We start from the raw sequence: 22,912 nt of genomic DNA on the forward strand, positions 1-22,912 counted from the left end.
TTTGAAGACACCCACAGTGCCATGTCGGGCCTTCGCGGGTTTTCCCGGTGTCACGAGGTCGCTTTCATTCCTAAACTTCTTGGATGCGTCGTGCCGCTCAATTGTTTTGGAAGGTCATCCTGCCCGCCCTGATTCTCGGGGCCATCAGTTGGTATTTCTACGACAAACTCCGCAAGCCGGAATTGTGGGCCGGGTCCATCCATCTGCGGTTTGAATGGCTCATTCCATCGGCCATTCTTTACGTCATCTCCCAAGCCGTTTGGGGGGTGTTTTCCATCATGCTGCTCCACGATCAAGGAGCCAGGATTTCCTGGGCCGCCGGGATGCGGGCGTATTTCGTCAGTCAGTTTGGCAAGTATTTGCCGGGCAAGGTCTGGGTGCTGGTTCTGCGGGTGCGGATGCTCGGAAACATCGGCATTAGCAAGACGGCCGTGGGCATCACCGCGACTTACGAGGCGCTGACCTCAATGGCGGCCGGGGTGTTGATCGGCGTGTTGTTATTGCCATTTCTGGCCGCCGAGCAAATGAATGTGCGGGGCACAAGCGTCTACTGGGTGGCCCCCTTTGCCCTGATGCCGGTGGCGATGGTCGGGCTGAACCGCTTTGTCAACCGGGTGAACCGCTGGCGGAAAGGGCCGGGCGCCGCCCAACTGCCCCGCGTGAAACTGCACATGGTTTTGTTCGGCTTGCTGCAAGCCTCGGTTGGCTGGGTCTTGCTGGGTCTGAGCCTCTGGATGTGCGTCAACGGTTTGCATGACGAGAATTGGGCCTTCACGGGCGAGCGCGTGGTTCATCTGGTGGCCATCAATGCGATTGCCTATGTGATCGGGTTTTTGGCCGTGATGATGCCGGCCGGCGGGGGCATCCGGGAAATCGCCTTGCAATCGCTGCTGACGCTGGAACTGGCGCTGACGATGCCGCGGGAATCAGCCGAGCCTCTCGCCGCCGTGACGGCCATCGTGTTACGATTACTCTGGACGGTCGCCGAACTCCTGACGGCCGGCGCCCTCTACCATCTGGCCCCGTCCGCTGATGTCGGCGATCTCCCCCCGGTCGTCGTCGAGATTCCGAATGAATGAAGCATTTCCGACGCGGCCTGCGGTGTCGCTGGTCATCCCCGTTCTCAATGAGCGGGAGAGCCTGCCTGAATTGCACCGGCAAATCTCCATGATGGCGGCGGGCAGCCAGCTCGAAATCGAAATCCTGTTTATCGACGATGGCAGCCGGGACGGTTCGTGGGAGGTGGTCAAGAAACTGGCCGCCGAAGACCCGCGTGTCCGGGGGGTTCGGTTTCGCCGCAACTTCGCCAAGGCCGCCGCGTTGCAAGCCGGTTTCCAGCGGGTGCGGGGCAAGTTCGTCGTCACACTGGACGCGGACTTGCAGGACGACCCGGCCGAGATCCCAAACTTCCTGAAACTACTGGAAACAGAATACGATCTCGTCAGCGGTTGGAAAAAAATCCGGCACGACCCGTTTCACAAGGTCATCCCGAGCCGGGTGTTCAACGGCCTCGTCAGTTGGCTGACCGGCGTGAAACTGCACGATCACAATTGCGGCATGAAGGGCTACCGGGCCGAGGTCTGCCAGGAGATCCGGCTTTACGGAGAATTGCACCGTTTTGTGCCGGTGCTGGCCAACGCCCGTGGCTTCCGCGTCGGCGAGCTAGTCATCCACCATCGGCCCCGCCAGTTCGGCCGCTCCAAGTACGGCCTGCGCCGTTTCCTCCGGGGTTTGTTTGATCTGCTGGCCGTCCGTTACATCGTGACCTATGGCCGCCGCCCGATGCACTGGTACGGCAGTTGGGCCTTGCTCTTGCTCATCCCCGCCACCGCCGGAATCTTCTGGGAGATTCCCTATTTGGGCCCGCTGACTTATTTTTCGTTGCTGCTCGCCGCCTTGGTTTATCTGATGGGACTCCAAGCCGAGACACTGGCGGCCTTGCGAACGGACGAGCCGTATTCGATTTCGGAAGAGATTGGATTCGGATAAGAAAAGACCATTTTTAGCCACGGATCGAACACGGATGAAACACGGATTCGGACAAAACCCAAATCCATATTCCATCGGATGTGGCAAATTTAGCGCAGCCTCGAACGACTGGTTTTCGCCCCAAGGGGGCGCTCGAAAATAGCCAGGGGCGCAAGCCCCTGGTCAACGACAGCCAAAAATTGAATCCACCCCAACGGGGTGGCACAACGAACATGTGCTGCCCCGTTGGGGCAGAAAACCTTCAAATGGAGGGATTCCAGGGGCTTCCACCCCTGGCTATTTTCGAGCGCCCCCTTGGGGCGAAAACTAACCAATCGAAATTCACTCACTTCTTCAACGGCTTCCCCTCCGCGTCCACGGCACCCACGGCGATCAGGGTTAGCTTCTCCGGGTTCAAATACTTCGTGGCCACGGCCCGCACGTCTTCCGGCGTCACGGCCTCCACGGCTTTGCGATAATCTTCCAGATAGTCGGCCCCGAGTTTGTAGCGGTCAATCGCGTGCAACATGCTGGCGGCCTGGTCGCAGGTGGTCAGGCTGAAGGCGAGGCTGCCGGTCAGGTATTTCTTGGCGTCTTCCACCTCTTCCTTGCCGGGGAGTTCCTCGCGGATCTTTTTGATTTCCTTCATGAAGCCATCTTTCACCTCGGCGAATTTGTCCGGGAAGGTGCCGATGTAGCCGGTGAAGGTGCCGGGTTCTTCGCCGGCGTTGTTGGTGATCGTCGCCCGCACGGTGTAGGCCAATCCCTGCCGATCACGGAGATTGGCGCTGAGGCGATCCGTGAAGCCGGGGCCGGTGCCGAGGACGTTGTCCATCACCAAGAGCTTGTAGAAGTCCGGGTCGTTGCGCTTCACGCCAAGCTGGCCGATGAAGACGTGCAGTTGGGCCGCCCCGGCGTCGCTGATGATGGTTTGCGTGAACTTCTCCGGCGTCGGCAACGGGTGCTGTTCGATCTTCGGCAGTTTGCCGGTTTTCCAGCCCTCGGTCTGCTTCTTGATGAAGGACAGCACCTTCTCGGTGTCGAAATCGCCGACGACGGCCACGACGGTGTTGTTCGGCACAAACACCTTGCGATGAAACTGCCGCAAGTCCTTGCGGGTCAGGCTTTGAATCACCTTCTTGTCGGCCGACGGCCGGCCGAAGGGGTGTTTGCCGTAAATGGAGGTTTTGAACGCCTGCATCCCCCGCTCTTCCGGCTTGTTGTTCTCCTCGGCCAAAACGGTCAGCAGTTGTTCTTGCTTGGAGGCAAGAGAATCTTTCGGGAATTCGGCGTTCATCAAACAATCAAACAAGACATCCAGTCCGAGTTCGGTGTCGTCGGCCAGCACCTTCACCGTGCCGCCGGACCCGCCGACGCTGAAACTTCCCCCGACATCGGCCATCAGGGTGGTGATCTTGTCCGCGTCGCGGGTCTTGGTTCCCTCTTCCATCATTTCGCCCATCAATTGGGCCAGCCCGTTCTTGTCGGCCGGTTCGTACATCCGCACCCGGCCCACCTTGGCATCGATGTAAACCATCGGCAGCCGGTGATTTTCCAACAGCATGACCTTCATCCCGTTGGGCAGGGTAACGGTCTTGGCGGCCTTGAGGTCGAATTGTCCGGCCGCGTTGGCCGGGGCCTTTTGCTGATATTGGCGGCTTGTCTTCGCCTTGGCTTTTTCCTTCTTGGGCTCGGCCTTTGGTTCTTCTTTCACCATCAGCGGAATCGAATCCACCACGGCGGGCTTGGCGTCCACCAGATATTGTTTGGCGACCCGTTTCACGTCGGCCGTGCTAACTTTCAGAATCAGCGGCAGATACTCATGCACGAACTTCATGTCGTTCGTCAGCACGCCGCGGGCGATGGTGTCCCCGAGTTCGTGAATGCTTTCGTGGGCGAAGATATGCTTGGCCAAGATGCTTCGCTTGACGCGGTTGAGTTCGGCGTCCGTTGGTCCCTCGTCGGCGAGTTTCTTCAATTCTTCCAGGATGGCCGTTTCCACGGGCCGCATGTCGCTCTTGAAGAGTTCAATCTGAAAGCTCATCCAACCGGGGTAGCGCCCGGAGACATGCGACACGTCCACGCCGTTACAGGTGCCGTCGGTTTCGATGAGACGCTTTTGCAATCGGCAGATCTTCCCTTCGCCGAGGATCAGAGTGATGACATCCAGCACCGGGGAATCGTCGTGTGTTTCCGTCACGGTGTTGAAGCCCATCAACATCCGGGGGGTCTCGAACCGGCTGGTCATCTTTTCGCGGGCGACTTCTTTGCGGGGCTCCGTCTTGGGGATCGGCTTGCGGGGGGGAAGGTCCCCCTTGGGGATCGGGCCAAACTTCGCCCGGATCAAATCCATTGCCTCTTTTTCGTCAAAGCCACCGGCGATGATGAGAACAGCGTTATTCGGGTGATACCAACGGTCATAATGCTTTTTGATCACATCGGCGGTCGCCGCCCGCACGTGGGCCTTGTCCCCGATCACCGGGTGGCCGTAGGGTGTCTTGTCCCCGTACAAGGGTCTTAGCATTAGTTTGTTTTCGAGCTCCCAGGGCTGGTCTTCGTTGCCGTCGAGTTCGGAGATGACGGCCCCTTTTTCCTGCTCGAATTCGTGCTTTTCGTCGATGCGAAGATTGCGCATGCGATCCGCTTCGATGTCAAGCGCCCCCTTCCAGCGGTCGGCGGCGAAATCGAAGTGGAACATGGTCATGTCTTCGCTGGTCCACGCATTGTTTCTGCCGCCGTTGCGCTGCGTGACCCGGTCAATGTCCCCCGGCTTCAGTTTGTCGGTTCCCTTGAACATGAGGTGTTCGAGGTAGTGGGAAAGGCCGGTCTGGGTGAGTTCCTCATCGGCCGAGCCGACCAAATAGCCCACCATCGTGGTGACCACCGGCGAACCGGGCACCGGCTTGAGATAGACGCGCAGGCCGTTGGGAAGTGTTTCCTGTTTCACGCCCTCATAGAGCGACTGGGCTGTTTTGAGGATACGTTGATCGTCGGCCTGGGCCGTCCCGATGAACGCCAGACACGCAACCAACACGAACCGGATGGACATGTGGAAAATCCTTCCCGCGAGAACATGTGCACGGTCGGCCCGTGGAGAGGGCGGGCCATGAAAAAGTCTTCGTTAGTGTACGCCGGAGATTGGTCGGCGGGGAAGGGGAAATACATCGGCCGATCCGCAGTCCGGACGCTTCCACTAAGGGAGGCATCCCGAGGCGAACCGGCCGAGGGGGGAAGGAAGGATAACAGGGCCATCCCTGTCATGATTGTTCATCGGTCAACGCGAGACGAAACCATCCACGCCAAATGTGATTTTCCGCAGGCATTTCACAATCAAAGGACGGACTTGCCGGATATGCGGGATGTCCCGTGGCGCCCGATTTTCGCTCGATCAATCCGGGGTAAGGATATTTCACCGTTTCTTCGAGAGATTCTTCCGGGTAGAATAACGGAACCTGCCCCAACCTCTTCTGTCGGCGGAGCCTTACCAAATGACTTTGCGGACCCGCCTCCTCGCGGCGGTCGTCGGCCTCATGGCCACGACAACCCACGCCGGGGAGGGCAAGCCCCTCGCCTACGGCCGGGATATCCGGCCAATTCTCTCGGAAAACTGTTTCTTCTGTCACGGCCAAGATCCCAACCAACGCAAGGGGGACGTGCGCCTCGACACCGCCGAGGGACAGAAGGCTGTTCTCAAAGCCGGGAAGCCTGCCGAGAGCGAATTGGTAAAGCGTATCCTCTCCGAAAAGCCCGGCGAACAGATGCCACCGCCGAAATCGAACCGGCACCTGTCGGCCGAGCAGAAGGAAACGCTGCGCCGCTGGGTGGCCGAGGGGGCGAAGTTCGAGGGGCATTGGGCCTATCAGCCGATCCAACGCCCGGCCGTGCCGGCGATGGACGGGATCAAGAATCCGATTGACGCTTTCATCCGGGCCAAGCTCAAAGAGCGCAACATCCCCCCCGCCCCGGAGGCTGACCGGATTACGCTGATTCGCCGGATCACCTATGATCTGACTGGCCTGCCCCCCACTCCGGCCGAGGCTGATGCCTTCGCCGCCGATCAATCGCTGGATGCCTACGAAAAGCTCGTGGACCGGCTGATGAAGTCGCCGCAATATGGGGAGCGGATGGCCTTGCCGTGGCTGGATGCCGCCCGCTATGCGGATTCCAACGGCTTCCAGCAGGACGGCGATACCTTCCAATGGGTCTGGCGCGATTGGGTGGTGAAAGCCCTCAACGACAACAAACCATTCAATGAATTTACAATTGAACAACTGGCCGGGGATCTGCTTCCGAACGCCACCCGCGAGCAGAAAATCGCCACCGCCTTCAACCGCAATCACTTGGTCAACGGCGAAGGAGGCGCCATCCCAGAGGAACAACGCTTCAACATCCTCTTTGATCGCGTGGATGTGACCGCCACCAACTGGCTCGGCCTCACGATGGCCTGCGCCCAATGCCACGACCACAAATACGACCCGCTGACCCAGAAGGATTATTACAGCCTGCTCGCCGCCTTCAACAATGTCAGCGAGAGCGGCACCGCCGGCCGGCAATCTTCCCACAAGCGAGTCAGCCCGCCGTTCATCGACGCCGGTTCCCCCGAGGAAACCGCCAAACTAGCCGAACTGGAGAAGAAGACCGCCAACTTGAAGGCCAAGCATGCCGAGGCCCAAAAGACTTGGGAAGCGGCCGTCGCCAAGGATGAAAAGTTCGACAAGACGATCCGCGATCTGGTGTTAAACAAAGACCCGAAGGCCAAAGCCGACCGGGACGCGAAGTTGAAGAAACACTTCGACGAAAAGATTGAGCCGAAAAAGGTGGCCGAGATCGCCGCCGCCGACAAGGCCGCGAACGATTATCGCAGCGAGGAACTGCCGAAGGTCATGGTGATGGCCGACGACCGGCCGCGAGAATCGAACATCTTGGATCGCGGCGAATACCTCAAGAAGAAAGAGAAGGTGACGACCGATGTCCCCGCCTTCTTGCCGCCGTTGCCGAAGGATGCTCCCAAGAACCGGCTTGGGCTTGCCAAGTGGCTCGTCTCTCCGGAGAACCCGCTGACGGCCCGCGTCGCCGCCAACCGTTACTGGCAAACATTCTTCGGCCAGGGCTTGGTGAAGACCGTCGAAGACCTCGGCGTGCAAAGCGAATTGCCGGAACATCAAGCCCTGCTCGACTGGCTCGCGGCCGAGTTCCGCGAGAGAGGCTGGGACATGAAGGCGATGGTTCGCCTGATCGTCACCAGCGCCACTTACAAGCAATCGAGCAAGATCACGCCGGACCAAATGAAAGCCGACCCGGAGAACAAGCTGTTCTCCCGCGGGGCGCGTTTCCGCCTCCCCTCCATGTTCCTCCGGGACACGGTGTTGGCCGCCAGCGGGTTGCTCGATCACCGGGTTGGCGGCAAGCCGGTTTATCCCTACCAACCCGATGGCATCTGGGAAACGCTCGCCATCACCAAAGAACGGGACTTCACCTATCCGATGTCCAAAGGGAGCGATCTCTATCGGCGTAGCCTGTACACTTTCTGGCGCCGAACGGTCGGCCCGGCGAACATGTTCGACGCCTCCAGCCGGCAGGCGTGCAAGGTGCGCCCGAATCTGACCAACACCCCGTTGCACGCGCTGACCACGCTCAACGACATCACTTGGACGGAAGCCGCCCGCGTACTGGCCGAGAAGACGTTGAAACAACCCGGAGATGTGGACCAACGCCTGATCTCCGCATTCCGGTCGTTGCTCATTCGCCAGCCCCGCCCGGCCGAACTATCGGTGCTGAAGCGGGTGCTGGAGCAACAACGGGACCACTTCAAGAAAGACCCGGCGGCCGCCGCCAAAGTGGTGTCAATCGGGCAGGCTCCCCGCGACGCCAAACTGGATGTCGCGGATCATGCCGCTTGGTCGGCCGTTTGTCTGGCGTTGTTCAACCTTGATGAAACCCTGACGCGGGAGTGACCCCATGTTCAACGATCTGATTCGGGCGAATGCGGAGCGCGTCACCCGCCGACAAATGTTCGGAAAGACGGCCTCCGGCCTCGGCGTCGCCGCGTTGGCCTCCATGCTCGGCGAGGAAGCACGGGCGGCCGAGAAGACGGCGAAACCCCTCGGGCAACCGGGGCTGCCGGGGCTGCCACACTTTGCCCCGAAGGCGAAGCGGGTGGTCTATCTCTGGCAGGGGGGAGCGCCGTCGCACGTCGATCTATACGACCCCAAGCCGGTGATGGAAAAGCACAAGATGCAGGATCTCCCCGAGAGTATCCGGGGGACGACGCGGCTTTCCACCATGACCGCCGGTTACAAAAAATGGCCGGTGGTGCCCGCCATCAAGCCGCACAAGAAATACGGCAAATCGGGCCTCGAATTCAGTTCGATGCTCCCGTTCACCGGCGAAATTGCCGATGAGATTTGTCTCGTCCGGTCAATGCACACCGAGGCGGTGAACCATGCCCCCGGCGTGACCTTCTTCCTCACCGGGGCGCAAGTGCCCGGTCGGCCGAGCATGGGGGCATGGACGACTTACGGCCTCGGCAACGAAGCCAGCGATCTCCCCGCCTTCGTGGTGATGACCTCCTCCGACCGTGGCAAAACCTGCGGCCAGTTGTTCTTCGATTACTACTGGGGCAGCGGCTTCCTGCCGAGCAAATACCAAGGCGTGCGCTTCCGGGCCAGCGGCGACCCGGTGCCGTACCTGAACAACCCCGAGGGAGTGAGCCGGGATGCCCGCCGCAACCTGCTCGACGGCATCCAAGAACTGAACCGCCAACACTTGGCCGAATATGGCGACCCGGAGACGGATACCCGCATCTCGCAATATGAGATGGCTTTCAAGATGCAAATGAGCGTGCCGGGCCTGCTGGATTTCTCCAACGAAACCAAGCAAGCCATCGACGCCTACGGCCCCCAAGTGAACACCCCCGGCAGTTTCGCCCGCAACTGCCTGATCGCCCGCCGCCTCCTCGAACGCGGTGTGCGCTTCGTGCAACTGATGCACAGCGGTTGGGACCAGCACTCCAACCTGTTCACCCAGTTGGAGGAACAGTGCAAGGACACTGACCAACCCTCGGCCGCCTTGGTGAAAGACCTGAAACGCCTCGGCCTGCTCGATGACACGCTGGTGATCTGGGGCGGCGAGTTCGGCCGCACGCCCTTCGGCCAAGGCCCCGCCGAAAAACCCATCGGCCGCGACCACTTCGGCCGGGCCTTTAGCCTCTGGATGGCCGGCGGCGGCGTCAAAGGGGGCCACGTTGTCGGCGAGACGGACGACTTCGCCTGGAACATCACCAAAGACCCAGTGCATGTCCACGATCATCAGGCGACCATTATGCACCTGCTCGGCATCGACCACGAAAAACTAACCTTCCGCTATCAAGGCCGCCAATTCCGGCTGACGGATGTTCACGGCAAAGTGGTGAAAGGTGTTTTGGCGTAGAGACAAACCGGGCTGGCCGTCTGCGAATCCTCAATGCTCGCACAACTGATTCTGCTTTACTTCAGACGGTCAGACTGTTAGTCATATGTGAGGAACAGACTTGACCCGCCATCCCATTTCATCGGGATATTGCCATGCCCATTGAATTTCGCTGCCCGAATTGCGAAACCGCGTACCGGATCAACGCCGCAAGCGCGGGCAAAGAGATTATGTGCAAGAAGTGTCCGACGTTTGTGAATGTGCCGCTACGCTCTGATCCGGTGGCGGCCCAGAAACTCGGGCCGTTCATCCCATCCGGCCGGCAGACGCCTGCATCGCCCGAACCTTCGGTTGCTCATCAAGAGCCGCCTCGCCGCGGGACAATCATTGCGGAACTGCTTCCGGAGCCTCGGCAAGCATCATCTCCGGCGGCCCGGGCCGCGCCGCCGCAACACATTCGGTCTGAAGGACTTTCATCTCCGCCGCCTGTTCGGAAAAATTCACGCCTCATCCCCGTCACGGTTGCCGCCATGATTCTCGTCACGGCCAGCGGGGGCGGCCTTGCCTACTGGCTTGTCACACGCCCCAAACCGGGCGGGGACACGGCCGTGGCTGATCGCGGCAAGCCAAGCGAAGACGGGCGAAAGCGAATCGAGATCATCGATCCGGACGAACCCAAACCGGCCGTCAAAGATGAGCCAGTCACCAAGCCGGCACAACCGACGGAAGCGGCCACTCTCCCCAAAATGGCGCATCGGCCTTTGGGCAAAGACAAGCCAGCCAACCCGGTTGAGAATAACGACGCCCGGCCGGAAACACCCGTGGCCAAAAAGCCCAAGCCAGACATGCCGCTACCCGCCGAACTCGCCGGCTTGGCTGAAAAGCTTCGCCACAAGGACGCCAAGGTAAAAATCGCCGCGTTGGAAGCCTTGGCCCAAAAGGGCGAAGCGGCCGAACCTGCCGCGACCGCCGTTTGCAATTGCCTGATCGAAGATTCAGAAGAGATCACCAAGGCCGCCTTGAGAGCCATTGAAAAGATTCATCCAAAGATCTATCCGCTGGTGGCTTCAATGGTCCTCGACCCCACAGTGAGAGATCGCAGCAATTCGGTTAAGAAACTCGGTCTACTTGGCAAGGAAGCAAAGTGTGTGCAAAATTTCCTCATTCACCGAATGTCTCATGAAATCAAGGACTTCATCGCCAACTATATGAGCGAAGGCGCTTCGTTCAGATTGGACCCTGATAGGGCCAAAAACTATCTATTTTCCATTGAAGTTTTCGCGGCGATCCAGATGATTGATGAGTCAAATGAAGCGGCGTTTGATTGCCTCATCAAATATCTTGAATTGGAACAATTGGCAAAGGTGGAATATCCGGAGGCCGCTCCGTGGCGTGGCATTTTGCAATGGGAACCCGCAACAAAACTTGCCGATGATTGGGCTGGTCAACGCAAAGAGCGAGTCAAAAAATTAATCGCCGCGATTGAATCTGAAATCAAAACGGGTCCTTATGTTCTCGTTTCCCTGGCCTTGGTCAAGAGGCACCCACAAGAATCAAAACACTTGGCCGAACGTATCAAAGATCTCAAGCTATCCACGTATCCGCAGATCCGGGACGCCGCCAAACAGGCTCTCGATGCCATCGAAGCCGACATGTGATTCTTTTGCTTTTTCCGCGCCCGCGTGAGATGTTCTCATGGTTGTCCGCATTCGTTGCCCCCATTGTCAGTCGGTGTTTTCGAGCAAGAAGCCGATCCCGATGGCGAAGCGAGTGCCGTGCCTCAAGTGCGGACAATCTCTGATGACGCCGGCCACCTCCATGTGGGTCGAGGAATCGGAACCGGCCGCCGACCGGAGCCGGCCTTTGCCGGTCGCCCAATTGCTCCCGGATGAGAAAGACTCAGCGGCGACTCTTCTGCCACCATCACGGAACGCTGGCGAACCGAGGCCGATGGGCTATGTGCCCCCGGTTGCCCGCCGACGGAAATGGCTGCCGTTGCTCAGCATCGCCATTGGATTGATTGGCTTGACAGTCGGAGCCTTCTTCGTTGTTCGGGCAGTGAAGCACGTTGATCTTGACTATGAGCTTGGTTTGTCAACCCCGAGCCAGCAAAACGACCTGCTTCTGTGGGCACCCGCCGACACGGATGCCGTGATGGGGGCCGACATGACGGCGCTGGCCTCCAACAATTTCATCGAAAGCATTGTGGCGAAGGAGAACAACAGCGATTACCGCGACGCCGGGTTTGACTTGGGCGACGTGGAAACAATCGTTGCCGCCATCCGACAGGAAGCGGACGACAAGATAACCCCCCTCCTGGTCATGCGGCTGAAAACCCTTTACGATCCGAACCCGGCCATCCGCTCCGGCAAGGCAAAGGTCCAGAAGTCGGGTAGCATCAAATACATGTCCTTGAATGACCGGATGTGGCTCTATAATCCGACGGACAAGATTGTGCTCGTCTCGTCGAACCAGCAATTCTTGCTCGACGCCATCCAGAGAAAATCGGCCAACATCCGGTTCAGCCAGGAACTGCTGAAATCCGTCAAATCCACGACTGGACCGTTTTGGGTGGCCGCCGTCGGCCCGGCCGCCCAGCCGGAATCGCCGTGGGACTTCCATCAGCCTCTGGAGTTCGGCCGGCCGGCCGAGCCGTATCCTCTGGTGAAGGCCGCGCGTCTGTCCACCAAGGTCTCCGCCAATTCCATCGAAATGACCTGCGAGGGTGATTTCTCAACTCCGGAGAAAGCCAAACTCGCCAGCGAGTTGGACCAGACCTGCCGCGACAAGTTTATGCGAGAAAAACTGTCCAAGCGAAACGCTCGTGATCCGGAAACGTATCTGCTCCGAATCATTTTCGACTCGTATGCCACCGGCATCGATGGCAGCAAACTCATCTCCACATTCAGCATTCCCACTGCCGAACTGGAACGATTTGCCAGACGCATCCGTCGCGGCCTTTGACCACGAAAGTTTGCCATGCTTCCGTCGGAGCCGGCAATCTCGTATGAAAGATGTCCACGGCAAAGTGGTGAAGGGTGTGCTGGCGTGAGTGTTTCCCAACTGGATGATTTGCTTCGGCGAACCGTGGCCGACGGTCAGCTTCAAACAGCCGAACGGAAGGTTCTGGCCGATTGGGCCGTGCTTCATGCCGAAGATGACCATGAACGGTCGCTGGCCCGGAGCCGGTGTTTTGCGCTGGCCCGCGAAGTCATGGCGAATGGCAATCCGGCCACCGTGCTGAACTGGCTGGAGGAAGTCAACAAGATCTTTGCCCGGCCCCCGGAAGCGAAAACACACGCGACCGTTCAACTCTCTTCACGAGCTTTCTTCAGCCCCGGATTGACCTGCGTGCAGGAAGTCCTTCATGAATTCCAGATGGCGAAGCAAACCGCCGACGTCTGTGTGTTCACGATCACGGATGACCGCATCACGCGGGCAATCATCCAGACTCATCAACGGGGCGTCAAAGTCCGGGTGCTGACGGACGACGAAAAATCCCGCGATCTCGGCTCGGACATCGGCCGTCTGGTTGACGCGGGCATTCCATGCAAAATGGACATCGGCAACCCGGCCCACATGCACCACAAATACGCCATCTTCGACAATCGGCTGCTGCTCAACGGCAGTTTCAACTGGACCCGCAGCGCCAGCGAGAACAACGAAGAGAACTTGATTGTCACCCCGGACCCGGCGCTGGTGAAAGCCTTCGCCGATCGGTTTGAGCTATTATGGGAGAAACTGCGGGAGGCTTGAGTGAGATGAATGCGCTCGCGGAAATCATCGAAGGTAGAAACGATGCCTAAAAGCGTCCACATCGATTTCCAAGCCTATACGGATGTTCTTCGGTATTTGAACACCGCCCGGCTTCCCTGTTCAGTGGATGATTGGGTTAGATCGCAGGCAAAAGCCCTCGTGAAGAAATTTATCCACGAAGGACATCAAAGCGGGACAACATACTCGCTCAGCCTGCCTTCAGATCAGTCATTGCGAGTGGAAGTGTGTCCGACAGCGAGGGGATATCAAGTTTTGTTCGTGGCCATTGAGACAGCTTGAATTTGGCCGCATCAATCTATTTCGATCGTGCATTCGCCCAGTTTGACAAACTCGCTCGGAGTAGCCAGTCGCCGACGATATTCGACCCAGTCCACTCCCGGAGCATCCGGTGGCAGATGTTTCCAATCGGTGGACATTGGCACAAAAAACAAATCTTCCTCGGCGGGGCCATCCCCCTTCACGCCGATCATTCGACCGGGGGCTGTTACTGTCAGTCGCTTCAAAAGGCGGTGCAATACCTGCCGCTCTTCGGCTGAGAGCAATTCCATGTCTGAAACTATTGAGCCTTCTTGAATGAGACCTGTTGGCATTGTTTGTTCTCCGACACCGGGCGTTCCATTTCGATCATATCATTTTTCCAAGCCGGGCAACATCGGCGTTTCCCTCGGTTGAGCATATCGACCTGCCCGAACCCCCTTTCCCGTTGCTCTCTCTCGATAAACTATCTCCCTTGATCGAGAAACCTGAAACTAGCAACGAGAAACGTTGATCTGATGCCGAATTACAATCCGCGGGCCGTTGAACCGAAGTGGCAACAGTATTGGGAAACCCGCAAGACGTTTCGATGTCCCGATCCGGATGCCCCGGAAGTGGCGGGGAAGCCCAAGATCTACATCCTTGACATGTTTCCGTATCCCAGCGGCGCCGGGTTGCATGTCGGCCATCCGGAGGGGTACACGGCCACGGATATTCTCGCCCGCTTTCGGCGGATGCGCGGTTACCATGTGATGCACCCCATCGGGTGGGATGCCTTCGGGTTGCCGGCCGAGCAGTATGCGATCAAGAACAATGTCCACCCGCGTATCACGACGCAGGCCAACATCACCAACTTTCGCCGACAAATCAAATCCCTCGGCTTCAGCTACGATTGGGATCGGGAGGTGGACACCACCGACCCGGAATACGTGAAGTGGACCCAGTGGATCTTCCTGGAACTCTACGACACCTGGTATGACCACGCCGCCAAGAAGGGGCGGTCCATTTCCGAGTTGCCGATCCCCGCAGAAGTGGCTTCGCAAGGGGAAGCCGCCGTTGCCAAGTACCGCGATTCCAAGCGGCTCGCGTTTCAGGCGAACAACCCGGTGAACTGGTGTCCCGGCTTGGGGACGGTGCTGGCGAACGAAGAAGTCATCGACGGCAAGTCGGAAGTCGGCGGGTTCCCCGTGGAACGTCGGCCACTGCGGCAATGGATTCTGCGCATCACCGAATATGCCGAGCGGTTGCTCGACGATCTGGAACCGCTCGACTGGTCCGAAAGCATCAAGACGATGCAAAAGAACTGGATCGGCAAATCCATCGGGGCCGAGGTTGAGTTTCGCATTTCCGGCCGCGATGCTTGTGTGATGGTCTTCACCACCCGGCCGGACACGCTGTACGGGGCAACCTACATGGTGCTTTCCCCGGAGCATCCGCTGTTGGAGGGCATCACCACGCCGGAACAGAAAGCCGCCGTTACCGCCTATCAGGAAGCGGCCAGTCGCAAGAGCGACTTTGAACGCACCGAAATGGCAAAGACCAAAACCGGCGTGTTCACCGGGGCGTTCGCCGTCAACCCGGTGAACGGCAAGGACATTCCGATCTGGATCGCCGATTATGTGCTGGCCGGGTACGGCACCGGGGCGATCATGGCCGTCCCCGGTCACGATGAGCGGGACTTCGAGTTCGCCAAACAATTCGGCCTGCCGATTCAGGTGGTCGTGACGCCGACGCCGGAGTGGCTGAAGAAAACCAAATCAACGACTGATGATTTGAAGGTGGCCTATTGCGAAGAGGGCGTCGCCTGCAACTCCGGCCCGCTCGATGGATTGCCGACCGCCGAGGCGAAGGAAAAGATCATCGCCGATCTGCAAGCGAAGGGGCTCGGCACTCGGAAGGTGAATTACAAACTCCGCGACTGGCTGTTCAGTCGGCAGCGCTATTGGGGCGAGCCGTTCCCGATTCTGCATGAAGTGGATGCCGAGGGGAACCGCACCGGAGTCATCGAACCCCTGACGGCCGCCGATCTGCCATTGCGCCTGCCGGAACTGGAAGACTTCAAGCCGACCGGCAGCCCGGAGGGGCCGTTGGTGAAGGCTCAAGATTGGGTGAAGGTCACCCGCAATGGCAAAACCTACCAGCGCGAAACGAACACGATGCCACAATGGGCCGGTTCGTGCTGGTATTACCTGCGCTACCTCGACCCGAAGAACCCGAACGCCTTCTGCGATCCCGCCAAGGTGAAGCATTGGCTCCCCGTGGATCTGTACGTCGGCGGGGCCGAGCATGCCGTGTTGCATTTGCTCTACTCCCGCTTCTGGCACAAAGTCTTGTTTGATCGCGGACATGTGCCATGCCCGGAACCGTTCCACCGGCTGGTAAATCAAGGGCTGATCTTGGGTGAAACGGAATGGACCGGCTTTGCCCGAACTCAGACAACAGAAGCGGCCGCCCGGAACTTTGTCGATGTCACCGGTGATGAATGGTTGAGCGCCAAGGATGTTTCCTTTGACGGCAGTTCCGCCACAACCAAGGGGAAAAATCCGGCGGCTTTGTCGCTTGTCAAACTCCCCGAAGATCAAGTGGAGAAACAGGGCGAGAGCTTTGTGTTGAAGGCGAAGCCGGACATTCGCGTGGACGCTCGCGCGTTCAAGATGTCTAAGAGCCGTGGCAACGTGGTCAACCCGGACACTGTTGTAAACCAATACGGGGCCGATTCGTTGCGGCTCTATGAAATGTTCATGGGTCCGTTGGAGGCGATGAAGCCGTGGAACATGCGCGGGGTCGAAGGGGTGTACCGCTTCCTCAGCCGGGTGTGGCGGTTGATCATTGACGACACGGCCGAGACGCCGACATTGCACCCGAGCGTGCAGGATGTGCCGCCGGATGCCGAGACGCTCAAATTGTTGCACAAGGCCATCAAGAAAGTCACCGAAGACACCGAGGGTTTGCGTTTCAACACCGGCATTGCGGCGATGATGGAGTTCACCAACCATCTGACCGCCAAAGTCGAAGTGCGGCCGCTGTCCACGCTAAAGACGTTCGTGTTGCTCCTGGCCCCGTATGCCCCGCATGTGGCCGAGGAATTCTGGGAAGTATTGGGCAACTCGAACACGCTGGCGTATGAACCGTGGCCGGTATATGACGAATCGCTGGTGCGGGAGGATGAAATCGAATTGCCAGTGCAGATCAACGGCAAGGTGAAGGCCAAGCTGCTCGTCCCGGCCGACGCGGATGCCGCCACGCTGGAAAAGATGGCCCTGGCCGATCCGAAGGTGCTGGAACAACTAGCCGGGAAGCCCGTGCGAAAAGTGATCGCCAAACCGCGTCAGATGGTCAGCATTGTGATCTGACCATCCGGCCGGTGTCAGTTCATTTTTGTTTCCAACTCCCGGATCTTTTCCGGGAGGTCTTCCATCGTGTCAATCGTGTCGTGGGCGCCGGCGGCCATCATCTTTTCGCGGGCCGTCTTCAACCAAGTTTCTCGCTGAGCGGCGGAGGCATTCTGCCATTCCGGCTTGGTCACGCCCACTTCGCTGCCCGTCGCCAGCACGCCGATAGCCCAGCATCCGGCGTTTCTGGCCTCGGCCATGTCGGATGGGGTATCACCCACTTTGACAACGGCCGTCGGCGGGAAGACATTGAGTGTCTCCATGTTCCGGAAAATCATCCACGGCGCCGGGCGGGCCTGCGGCACATCATCGGGAAGAATGTTACAGTCGGGCACATATCCCTGCTTCTTCGCGGAGGCAAACACCACCAAGGCCGCTTCCCGGAAGTAGCCGGTGGAGGTGCCGATCTTGATTCCCCGTGTGCGGAGTGTTTCCACTGTGTCCAAAACGTGGGGAAGCAATTCCGAATGCCCCTCCAGAGCGGCCATTTGAATGGGGATCAAATCTTGCTGGTAAATCTTTTCGACATCGGCTTCGATCCAATCCCGGCCGTGTTGATGGTGGAATGCCTTCTTGGAAGCAGGCAGTTGCATCAACAGCCGAAGGTGATCCCGCTTGTGCAACCCCATCGGCCCGCGCACCTCGGCCGGCGTGACGGTCATCCCGTGTTTCGCCATCGCCTGGGTGAACGGAACCACCGGGGCATACGACCCGAAATCAACGGTCGTCCCCGCCCAATCGAACACCACCAGTTTGATGAGAGATGACACGACTGCCTCAACCTCAGAGAGTGTGAAAGTAATTTTAGGCAAGGACTTGTTGGAATTCCCAGCAAGCCAAAGACGAGCCAAGTCGCGCGAGCCCCAGAGGAAGTCTCACTTCAATTGCCCAAGCTTTTCTACATGTGACGAACTCCGCGCACGCATGAGACTTGGATCGTCTTTGGGCATTTCCGTTGGTCTTTGATCTGCATTCACCCGCAAGAAGATCCTCGGCATTCAGACTTCGACCACATTCTGTGCTATACAATTTTGGCAATTTTCATTTCTGAAATAATATGGCAATCGACCAAAGGTTCAACATTGGTCTTTATGAAGAACTGTTGAATTTCGTTGGTTTGAAGCAAAATTGATATGTAAGATCGGTATAAATTAGTTCAAGAAGATGACCAAGGGTTATCAAAAGGGCAGAATGGCTTCGCACCATTCTGTATAGTACAGAAATTAAAACAACCTTCGTCTCATTTGTTTGATCTCATGAATCAGCGGTCTTATAGTAAACAGAAGGCCTCCAACCAGACTCGTCATCGCATGACACCCGACACGCGGCCGAAATATCTGCTCATTGCCGAAACCATTGAATCCCGCATCAAACGCGGGGAATGGGTGTCCGGCCGGTTTCCATCGGTGCGGGATGTGGCTGAGGAGCATGCCGTCTCCATCGTCACCGCCTCGCGGGCGCTTCAAGTGCTGCGAGACAAGGGCATCATCCGCACGGTCGAGCGCTCCGGCTGTTTTGTCGAAGCCAGCGCCAACGGTGTCACCACTCAGTTTGCGTTGTGCCAGCGTATTAGCCCCGGCCCGTGGCACAACGCCACGGCAGCCATCATGCTCGGAGGTTTCGCCGCCGCCGCCGAGCATGTTGGTTCGACATTGGACACGGAACATTATTGCTTCGGCCCAGATGCCTCTCCGAGGGAAGTCGAACGACTGGCCAAACAAGCCCGCGTCCAGAAAATCGCCGGAGTGTTCATGCTTCCCTCGCGGGTGAGCGAGGCGACGGCCTCCCAAGACGAAACCTTTGTCGCCGCGTGCCGCAAGGAATCCATTCCGGTCGTCCTGCTCGAACGCAACTTGCGGGGGCATTCCCGTCTGTTGCAACACGACTTGGTCTCCGGGGACGATCTCGCCGGCGGCCTCGCCATGACGGACCATCTCGTGAAACAAGGCTGTCATCGGATCGCCTTTGTGACCGGTTCCCCCACCAGCAGCCACGACGCCCGGCTGGCCGGTTATCTGTTGGGGATGCACCAGGCCGGGATGCCGTCGTATGTCCTCACGCAAAACTCGGAACTCCCCGCCCGGCAGGCTTACCATCAACTCGTCGAGCAAATCCTGCGGCTCCGGGCCGACGGCGTCATCTGCTATCAGGACTACACGGCCATCGGCGTCATCATGGAACTGATGTCCCGCGGGCTGACTGTTCCCGGAGACGTGGCCGTCGCCGGGTTCGACGACCTTCCCATTGGCGATGCCTTTGCGATCGGCGTGACGACCTACAAACTACCGGCCGAAGGCATTGCCCGCGAAGCATTCAAACTGATTGAACGTCGAATCGAACTCCCCCACGCCCCGGTGATTCAAGTCACCACTCCGGGCCGGCTGATCGTGCGGGAAAGCACCTCACGCATCAAGTTGTGAAAATAGCTTTTCATCTATGTTCGTGACACGTTGACACAAATGGCCGGTTGACCCGGTGAGCATGCAACAGCCAAGTTCGCTCGTTGCTTTCTCGCCAAATCACCCGGTCATCGTGTCATTTTCATTTACCGACACGGAATTCAAAAACATGCAACAAGCGGACGTGGCCATCATCGGGGCGGGAATTGTCGGACTGGCCCAGGCGTGGGCGGCCGCGCGGGGAGGCAACTCGGTCGTCCTCTTCGAGCGGGACAACCGGGCACAAGGAGCGTCGATCCGGAACTTCGGCATGGTCTGGCCAATCGGGCAACCCGGCGGGGAGATGAACGCCCGCGCCATGCGGAGCCGGGAACGATGGCTTGAGGCTTCGGCAAAGGCGGGCATTTGGCATGACCCGTGTGGTTCGTTGCATGTTGTTCATCGACCAGACGAGCTGGCCGTCTTGGAGGAATTTGCCGCCGTCGCCCCGGCAATGGGTTTCGAGGCCAAGCTGCTGACTCCGGCTGAAACGCTGAAAAAATCACCGGATACTAATCCAAAGGGATTGCTCGGCGGATTGTGGAGTCCCACCGAAGTGTGCGTGGACCCCCGGCAGGCTGTCGCCCGGATGCCCGCGTTTCTCCAAGAAACATACGGCGTGAAGCTGCGGTTCGGAACCACCATCCAAGCCATCAATTTGCCAGAGGTAGCCACCACCACCGGAGAACGGTGGCAGGTTCGCCGGGCGGTTGTTTGCTCCGGGACGGACTTCCAAACGCTCTACCCCGAAACACTGGCCGCGTCCGACATCCGGCGTTGCAAACTTCAAATGATGCGAACCGCCCCGCAACCGGGCGGCCACCGCATCGGGCCGATGCTGGCGGGGGGATTGACGCTCACTCACTACGCCGCTTTCGCCAACTGCCTTTCGCTTCCCGTCCTCAAGAAGCGGATCGCGGAGGAGATGCCGGAGATTGTGAAGCACGGCATCCACGTGATGGCCTCGCAAAATGCCCTCGGCGAAGTGGTGATTGGCGATTCCCATGAATATGAGCAGGACATCGAAATCTTCGACAAGGCCCGGATCGACGAGTTGATCCTCGACTACTTCGCCACGATGGCCCGGCTGCCGGACATGCAACCCGCTCAACATTGGAACGGCATCTACGGCAAGCATCCCTCCAAGCCGATCTTCACGGCCGAGCCATCTCCGAATGTCCATATTGTTGCCGGCACCGGCGGCGCGGGGATGACCTTGAGTTTTGCATATGCTGACGAGCTGTGGGCGGCGTGGGGGAAGTGTTGATCTGAAAAGTGAACTGGATTAGCAGCGCGGCACTTCTTGTTGTTCGATTCACCAAAACATCCTGTCCCTCAAAACGACAACACCCTGCGGTTGCGTCCGCAGGGTGTCGAGTGTTCGGAAGTTACCTGAACGCTGAAACCCCGCGGTTGCGTCCGCAGGGTTTCAAGAGTTCAGATTACTTAGATCCGAGAGACATCACTTCTTAGTTGCAGCCGCCGCAGCTCGGGGCGGGGGAGCAGCTAGGAGCACAGCTCAACTTCGGCAGGCAGAAGCTCGGGCAGTGCAGCTTCGGCAGGCTGATGGTCGGGCAGCTCAGCTTCGGCAGGCACAGGCTGGGCATCTTGAAGCAGCTGCTGTGGGACCCGCAAGAAGGGGTGCCGCAGGAAGGCGTGCCACAAGAAGGAGCTCCGCAGGAAGGCGTGCTGCAAGCCGTGGCCGGGGCGCCACAAGCCGGGGCGCCGCAAGCGTTGGCCGGAGCCCCGCAAGCCGGAGCGCCGCAGGCCGGAGCACCGCAAGCCGGGGCCGGAGCCGCTTCTTCAACAATCGTCGGGACCATCTTGCAAACCATCACCTTTTCGCAGACGGCTTCGCAGGTGGTCACGTTACGGGTGGCCGTGTAAGGCACGCACACCTTCTTGCATTCGACGATTTCTTTCTTCTCGACGCAAGGCACGCACTTCGTCTTGCACACCGGAACCATCGTGGTGCATGTTTCGGTCTTGTACGAACAGACCTTCTTCATGACCTGGACTTGTTCCGTCACGCACTTCGGACGGCACACCTGAACGGTGTCCTTCACGATCGTCGGCTTGCAGACGCTGAAGCTCAGGCTGTGGCCGGGTTTGGCACAAGGATCACAAGGGTCCGAACAACCGCTGCCGCAGCTGATCGTCTTGCATTCTTTGACGAAGGCCAGTTTGCAAGTTTCCTTGCATTCCGTGACCCACTCGATCTTCTTGCGACATTCCGTCACACACTTTTCTTCCCACACCGGAACCTTGGTGCAGGTCGTCCGGGGTTCCATCACCGTTTCGGTGACAGTCTTGTAGGTCGTCACGTCGACCCACTTCTTTTCCTGCACGGTTTCGGTCTTGTAGGCCGTGTAGGTTTCCGTCTTCGTGACCGGCTTCATCACCGTCCGGGTTTCTTCAACCTGGGTCGGCACCATCACGGTCTTCTTGATCGTGGCCGGGGCACAAGCCGGGGCCGGAGCCGGGGTGGCACAGGCACCTGTGCTGCTGGACACAACCGCCGGGGCCGGAGCCGGGGTGGCTGGCACGGCCGGCATGACCTTGGGTTCAGCCGCCTTGGTTTCGACCTTGACCGCCGCCTTCGGCTCTTCGGCCGAAATCGCGAACGGGGCCACTGCCAAGAGCGCACCCGCAAACACGAGCTTACGCAAACTCAACATGGAATCTCTCCGTTTCCTTAGTGGTCGTCCGCGGTCGTCGTCCGCAGTCTTACTCCCGACGCGACACCCGACACCGTCGTTCGACTTACACCGTGAATATGACCCATGTACGCGGGATGTGAAAGCAAAGTAGACTAGTTTGCGCACGAAAAAGAGGCAAGCTACGTGCGCGTTTGCTGGTTTGTGCGCGCCGAGAGGTCGTAACAATGTGAGCGCATGTCACGATTGCGCGTTGGGGTGGCGCGGGTTACGCCATGCGGAGGGCCATTTTTGGGTGTCAAACCCTGCCGATCAGGGTCTTTTTGGGGGTCGCGGAACAAGGTCGTCGTGGGCAACTTTTTTTGACTGGGAAGCGAGATTCTTGTGGGAAGAGGTGTCCGGGGGCGGGGAATGATGGGATCAGGGCGTCTTGAATGCCCAACTCGTAATGTCTCCAATGACCAATGACCAATGACCAATGACCAATGACCAAACCATTCGTTGAATGGGCGGCTAGTTTGAAAGGAGGAGTGCATGAGGAGAAGGGCTATGAGCGGGATCGACGCCAAATGGCGGCAAAGATGCGATGGAGGGCGTGGGCTTTCGTCGACAGTTCACGGGCTTGGGCTTTGATGCTATCCTCGGCGGCTCCATCATCCTCAGCCAATGTTTTGTTTCTCTCGCTTCCTTCGTGCAGTAGCCAATCTTTTGACGAAACTCTTTCTTCGACACCGATTCATCCGCTTCACAATAGTTCGCGCCAACACTTGTGGCAGAACGGACCAATTGCCCGATCAACGGAAGAGTAATGACATTCTTGGGAACAGATTTGCAAAATGAGATGACGCACTCACCAAACTTTGCAGTGCGTTCTTCGAGATCATAACGAGGCTTCAATACCCTTGGCTTTCGATCTTCACTGCTCTGGCTCTTTCAGCGGTTCATCATCCATTCCAATTCCCCTGCTTCCAATTGGTCATTGGTCATTGGGGCATTATGCTAGTTCGTCGGCAGTGAA

16 protein-coding genes and 1 pseudogene are annotated in these 22,912 nt (G+C 58.6%); 12 read left to right on the forward strand and 5 right to left on the reverse strand.

All coding sequences use genetic code 11. The features are described 5' to 3' along the window. The first annotated feature begins 83 nt into the window (after window positions 1-83). Both BGIM_RS0112235 and BGIM_RS0112240 read left to right on the forward strand, forming a co-directional pair. Entirely contained in the window at window positions 84-1,079 is a 996-nt protein-coding gene (locus BGIM_RS0112235) for a lysylphosphatidylglycerol synthase transmembrane domain-containing protein (protein ID WP_020470061.1), read from the forward strand. Continuing rightward, window positions 1,072-1,989, forward strand: a complete 918-nt coding sequence (locus BGIM_RS0112240) for a glycosyltransferase family 2 protein (protein WP_020470062.1) — start codon at window positions 1,072-1,074, stop codon at window positions 1,987-1,989. The genes BGIM_RS0112235 and BGIM_RS0112240 overlap by 8 nt, the downstream gene beginning before the upstream one ends. 325 nt (window positions 1,990-2,314) lie before the next feature. Here BGIM_RS0112240 and BGIM_RS0112245 read toward each other — a convergent pair whose 3' ends face one another. Continuing rightward, on the reverse strand, window positions 2,315-5,017 hold the full coding sequence (locus BGIM_RS0112245) for a M16 family metallopeptidase (protein WP_020470063.1): 2,703 nt from the start codon (window positions 5,015-5,017) through the stop codon (window positions 2,315-2,317). A gap of 439 nt (window positions 5,018-5,456) precedes the next feature. On the opposite strand from BGIM_RS0112245, the gene BGIM_RS0112255 reads away from it, so the two are divergent. The 7 genes and pseudogenes from BGIM_RS0112255 (at window position 5,457) to BGIM_RS67080 (ending at window position 13,431) form a co-directional block, all read left to right on the forward strand. Next, window positions 5,457-7,922 carry a PSD1 and planctomycete cytochrome C domain-containing protein gene (locus BGIM_RS0112255; protein ID WP_020470065.1) on the forward strand — a complete coding sequence of 822 codons (2,466 nt, stop codon included), beginning with the start codon at window positions 5,457-5,459 and terminating at the stop codon, window positions 7,920-7,922. Between the two features lie 4 nt (window positions 7,923-7,926). After that, the gene (locus tag BGIM_RS0112260) at window positions 7,927-9,396 is read left to right on the forward strand and encodes a DUF1501 domain-containing protein (protein WP_020470066.1); all 1,470 of its coding nucleotides are present in this window, start codon (window positions 7,927-7,929) and stop codon (window positions 9,394-9,396) included. Between the two features lie 134 nt (window positions 9,397-9,530). Then, window positions 9,531-9,617 (forward strand): annotated as a pseudogene (locus BGIM_RS68280) (MJ0042-type zinc finger domain-containing protein); the annotation flags it as partial. A gap of 579 nt (window positions 9,618-10,196) precedes the next feature. Further along, window positions 10,197-11,033 carry a hypothetical protein gene (locus tag BGIM_RS67075; protein WP_238537612.1) on the forward strand — a complete coding sequence of 279 codons (837 nt, stop codon included), beginning with the start codon at window positions 10,197-10,199 and terminating at the stop codon, window positions 11,031-11,033. Window positions 11,034-11,070: 37 nt separating this feature from the next. Beyond that, window positions 11,071-12,339: a zinc ribbon domain-containing protein gene (locus BGIM_RS0112270; RefSeq protein ID WP_020470068.1), complete on the forward strand. Its 1,269-nt coding sequence runs from the start codon at window positions 11,071-11,073 to the stop codon at window positions 12,337-12,339. Between the two features lie 84 nt (window positions 12,340-12,423). After that, a complete protein-coding gene (locus BGIM_RS0112275; RefSeq protein ID WP_020470069.1) occupies window positions 12,424-13,131 on the forward strand; it encodes a phospholipase D-like domain-containing protein in 708 nt (235 codons plus the stop codon). 42 nt (window positions 13,132-13,173) lie between these two features. Beyond that, the gene (locus BGIM_RS67080) at window positions 13,174-13,431 is read left to right on the forward strand and encodes a hypothetical protein (protein WP_238537613.1); all 258 of its coding nucleotides are present in this window, start codon (window positions 13,174-13,176) and stop codon (window positions 13,429-13,431) included. A gap of 11 nt (window positions 13,432-13,442) precedes the next feature. Here BGIM_RS67080 and BGIM_RS0112280 read toward each other — a convergent pair whose 3' ends face one another. Continuing rightward, window positions 13,443-13,742, reverse strand: a complete 300-nt coding sequence (locus tag BGIM_RS0112280; RefSeq protein ID WP_157368923.1) for a hypothetical protein — start codon at window positions 13,740-13,742, stop codon at window positions 13,443-13,445. 183 nt (window positions 13,743-13,925) lie between these two features. Here BGIM_RS0112280 and leuS point away from each other — a divergent pair, with 183 nt between their 5' ends. Beyond that, a complete protein-coding gene (gene leuS / locus BGIM_RS0112290; protein WP_020470072.1) occupies window positions 13,926-16,760 on the forward strand; it encodes a leucine--tRNA ligase in 2,835 nt (944 codons plus the stop codon). A 14-nt stretch (window positions 16,761-16,774) separates the two neighbouring features. On the opposite strand, the gene phnX is transcribed toward leuS, so the two are convergent. Next, complete coding sequence (gene phnX, locus BGIM_RS0112295) at window positions 16,775-17,569, reverse strand: phosphonoacetaldehyde hydrolase (protein WP_020470073.1); 795 nt, start codon at window positions 17,567-17,569, stop codon at window positions 16,775-16,777. 540 nt (window positions 17,570-18,109) lie between these two features. Between phnX and BGIM_RS0112300 the strand changes: the two genes are divergently transcribed. Together BGIM_RS0112300 and BGIM_RS0112305 are read left to right on the forward strand one after the other, a co-directional pair. Next, window positions 18,110-19,219, forward strand: coding sequence for a LacI family DNA-binding transcriptional regulator (locus tag BGIM_RS0112300; RefSeq protein ID WP_020470074.1), 1,110 nt, complete (start codon window positions 18,110-18,112; stop codon window positions 19,217-19,219). Window positions 19,220-19,367: 148 nt separating this feature from the next. Then, window positions 19,368-20,504, forward strand: a complete 1,137-nt coding sequence (locus tag BGIM_RS0112305; protein ID WP_029629980.1) for a TIGR03364 family FAD-dependent oxidoreductase — start codon at window positions 19,368-19,370, stop codon at window positions 20,502-20,504. A gap of 202 nt (window positions 20,505-20,706) precedes the next feature. Here the strand turns inward: BGIM_RS0112305 and BGIM_RS0112310 are convergent, their stop codons facing one another. Further along, on the reverse strand, window positions 20,707-21,915 hold the full coding sequence (locus tag BGIM_RS0112310) for a hypothetical protein (RefSeq protein WP_020470076.1): 1,209 nt from the start codon (window positions 21,913-21,915) through the stop codon (window positions 20,707-20,709). Between the two features lie 492 nt (window positions 21,916-22,407). Further along, the gene (locus BGIM_RS68285) at window positions 22,408-22,791 is read right to left on the reverse strand and encodes a four helix bundle protein (protein ID WP_202947254.1); all 384 of its coding nucleotides are present in this window, start codon (window positions 22,789-22,791) and stop codon (window positions 22,408-22,410) included. Window positions 22,792-22,912: the final 121 nt, after the last annotated feature.

It is taken from the genome of Zavarzinella formosa DSM 19928 (genome assembly GCF_000255705.1).
Classification (GTDB): Bacteria; Planctomycetota; Planctomycetia; order Gemmatales; family Gemmataceae; genus Zavarzinella; species Zavarzinella formosa.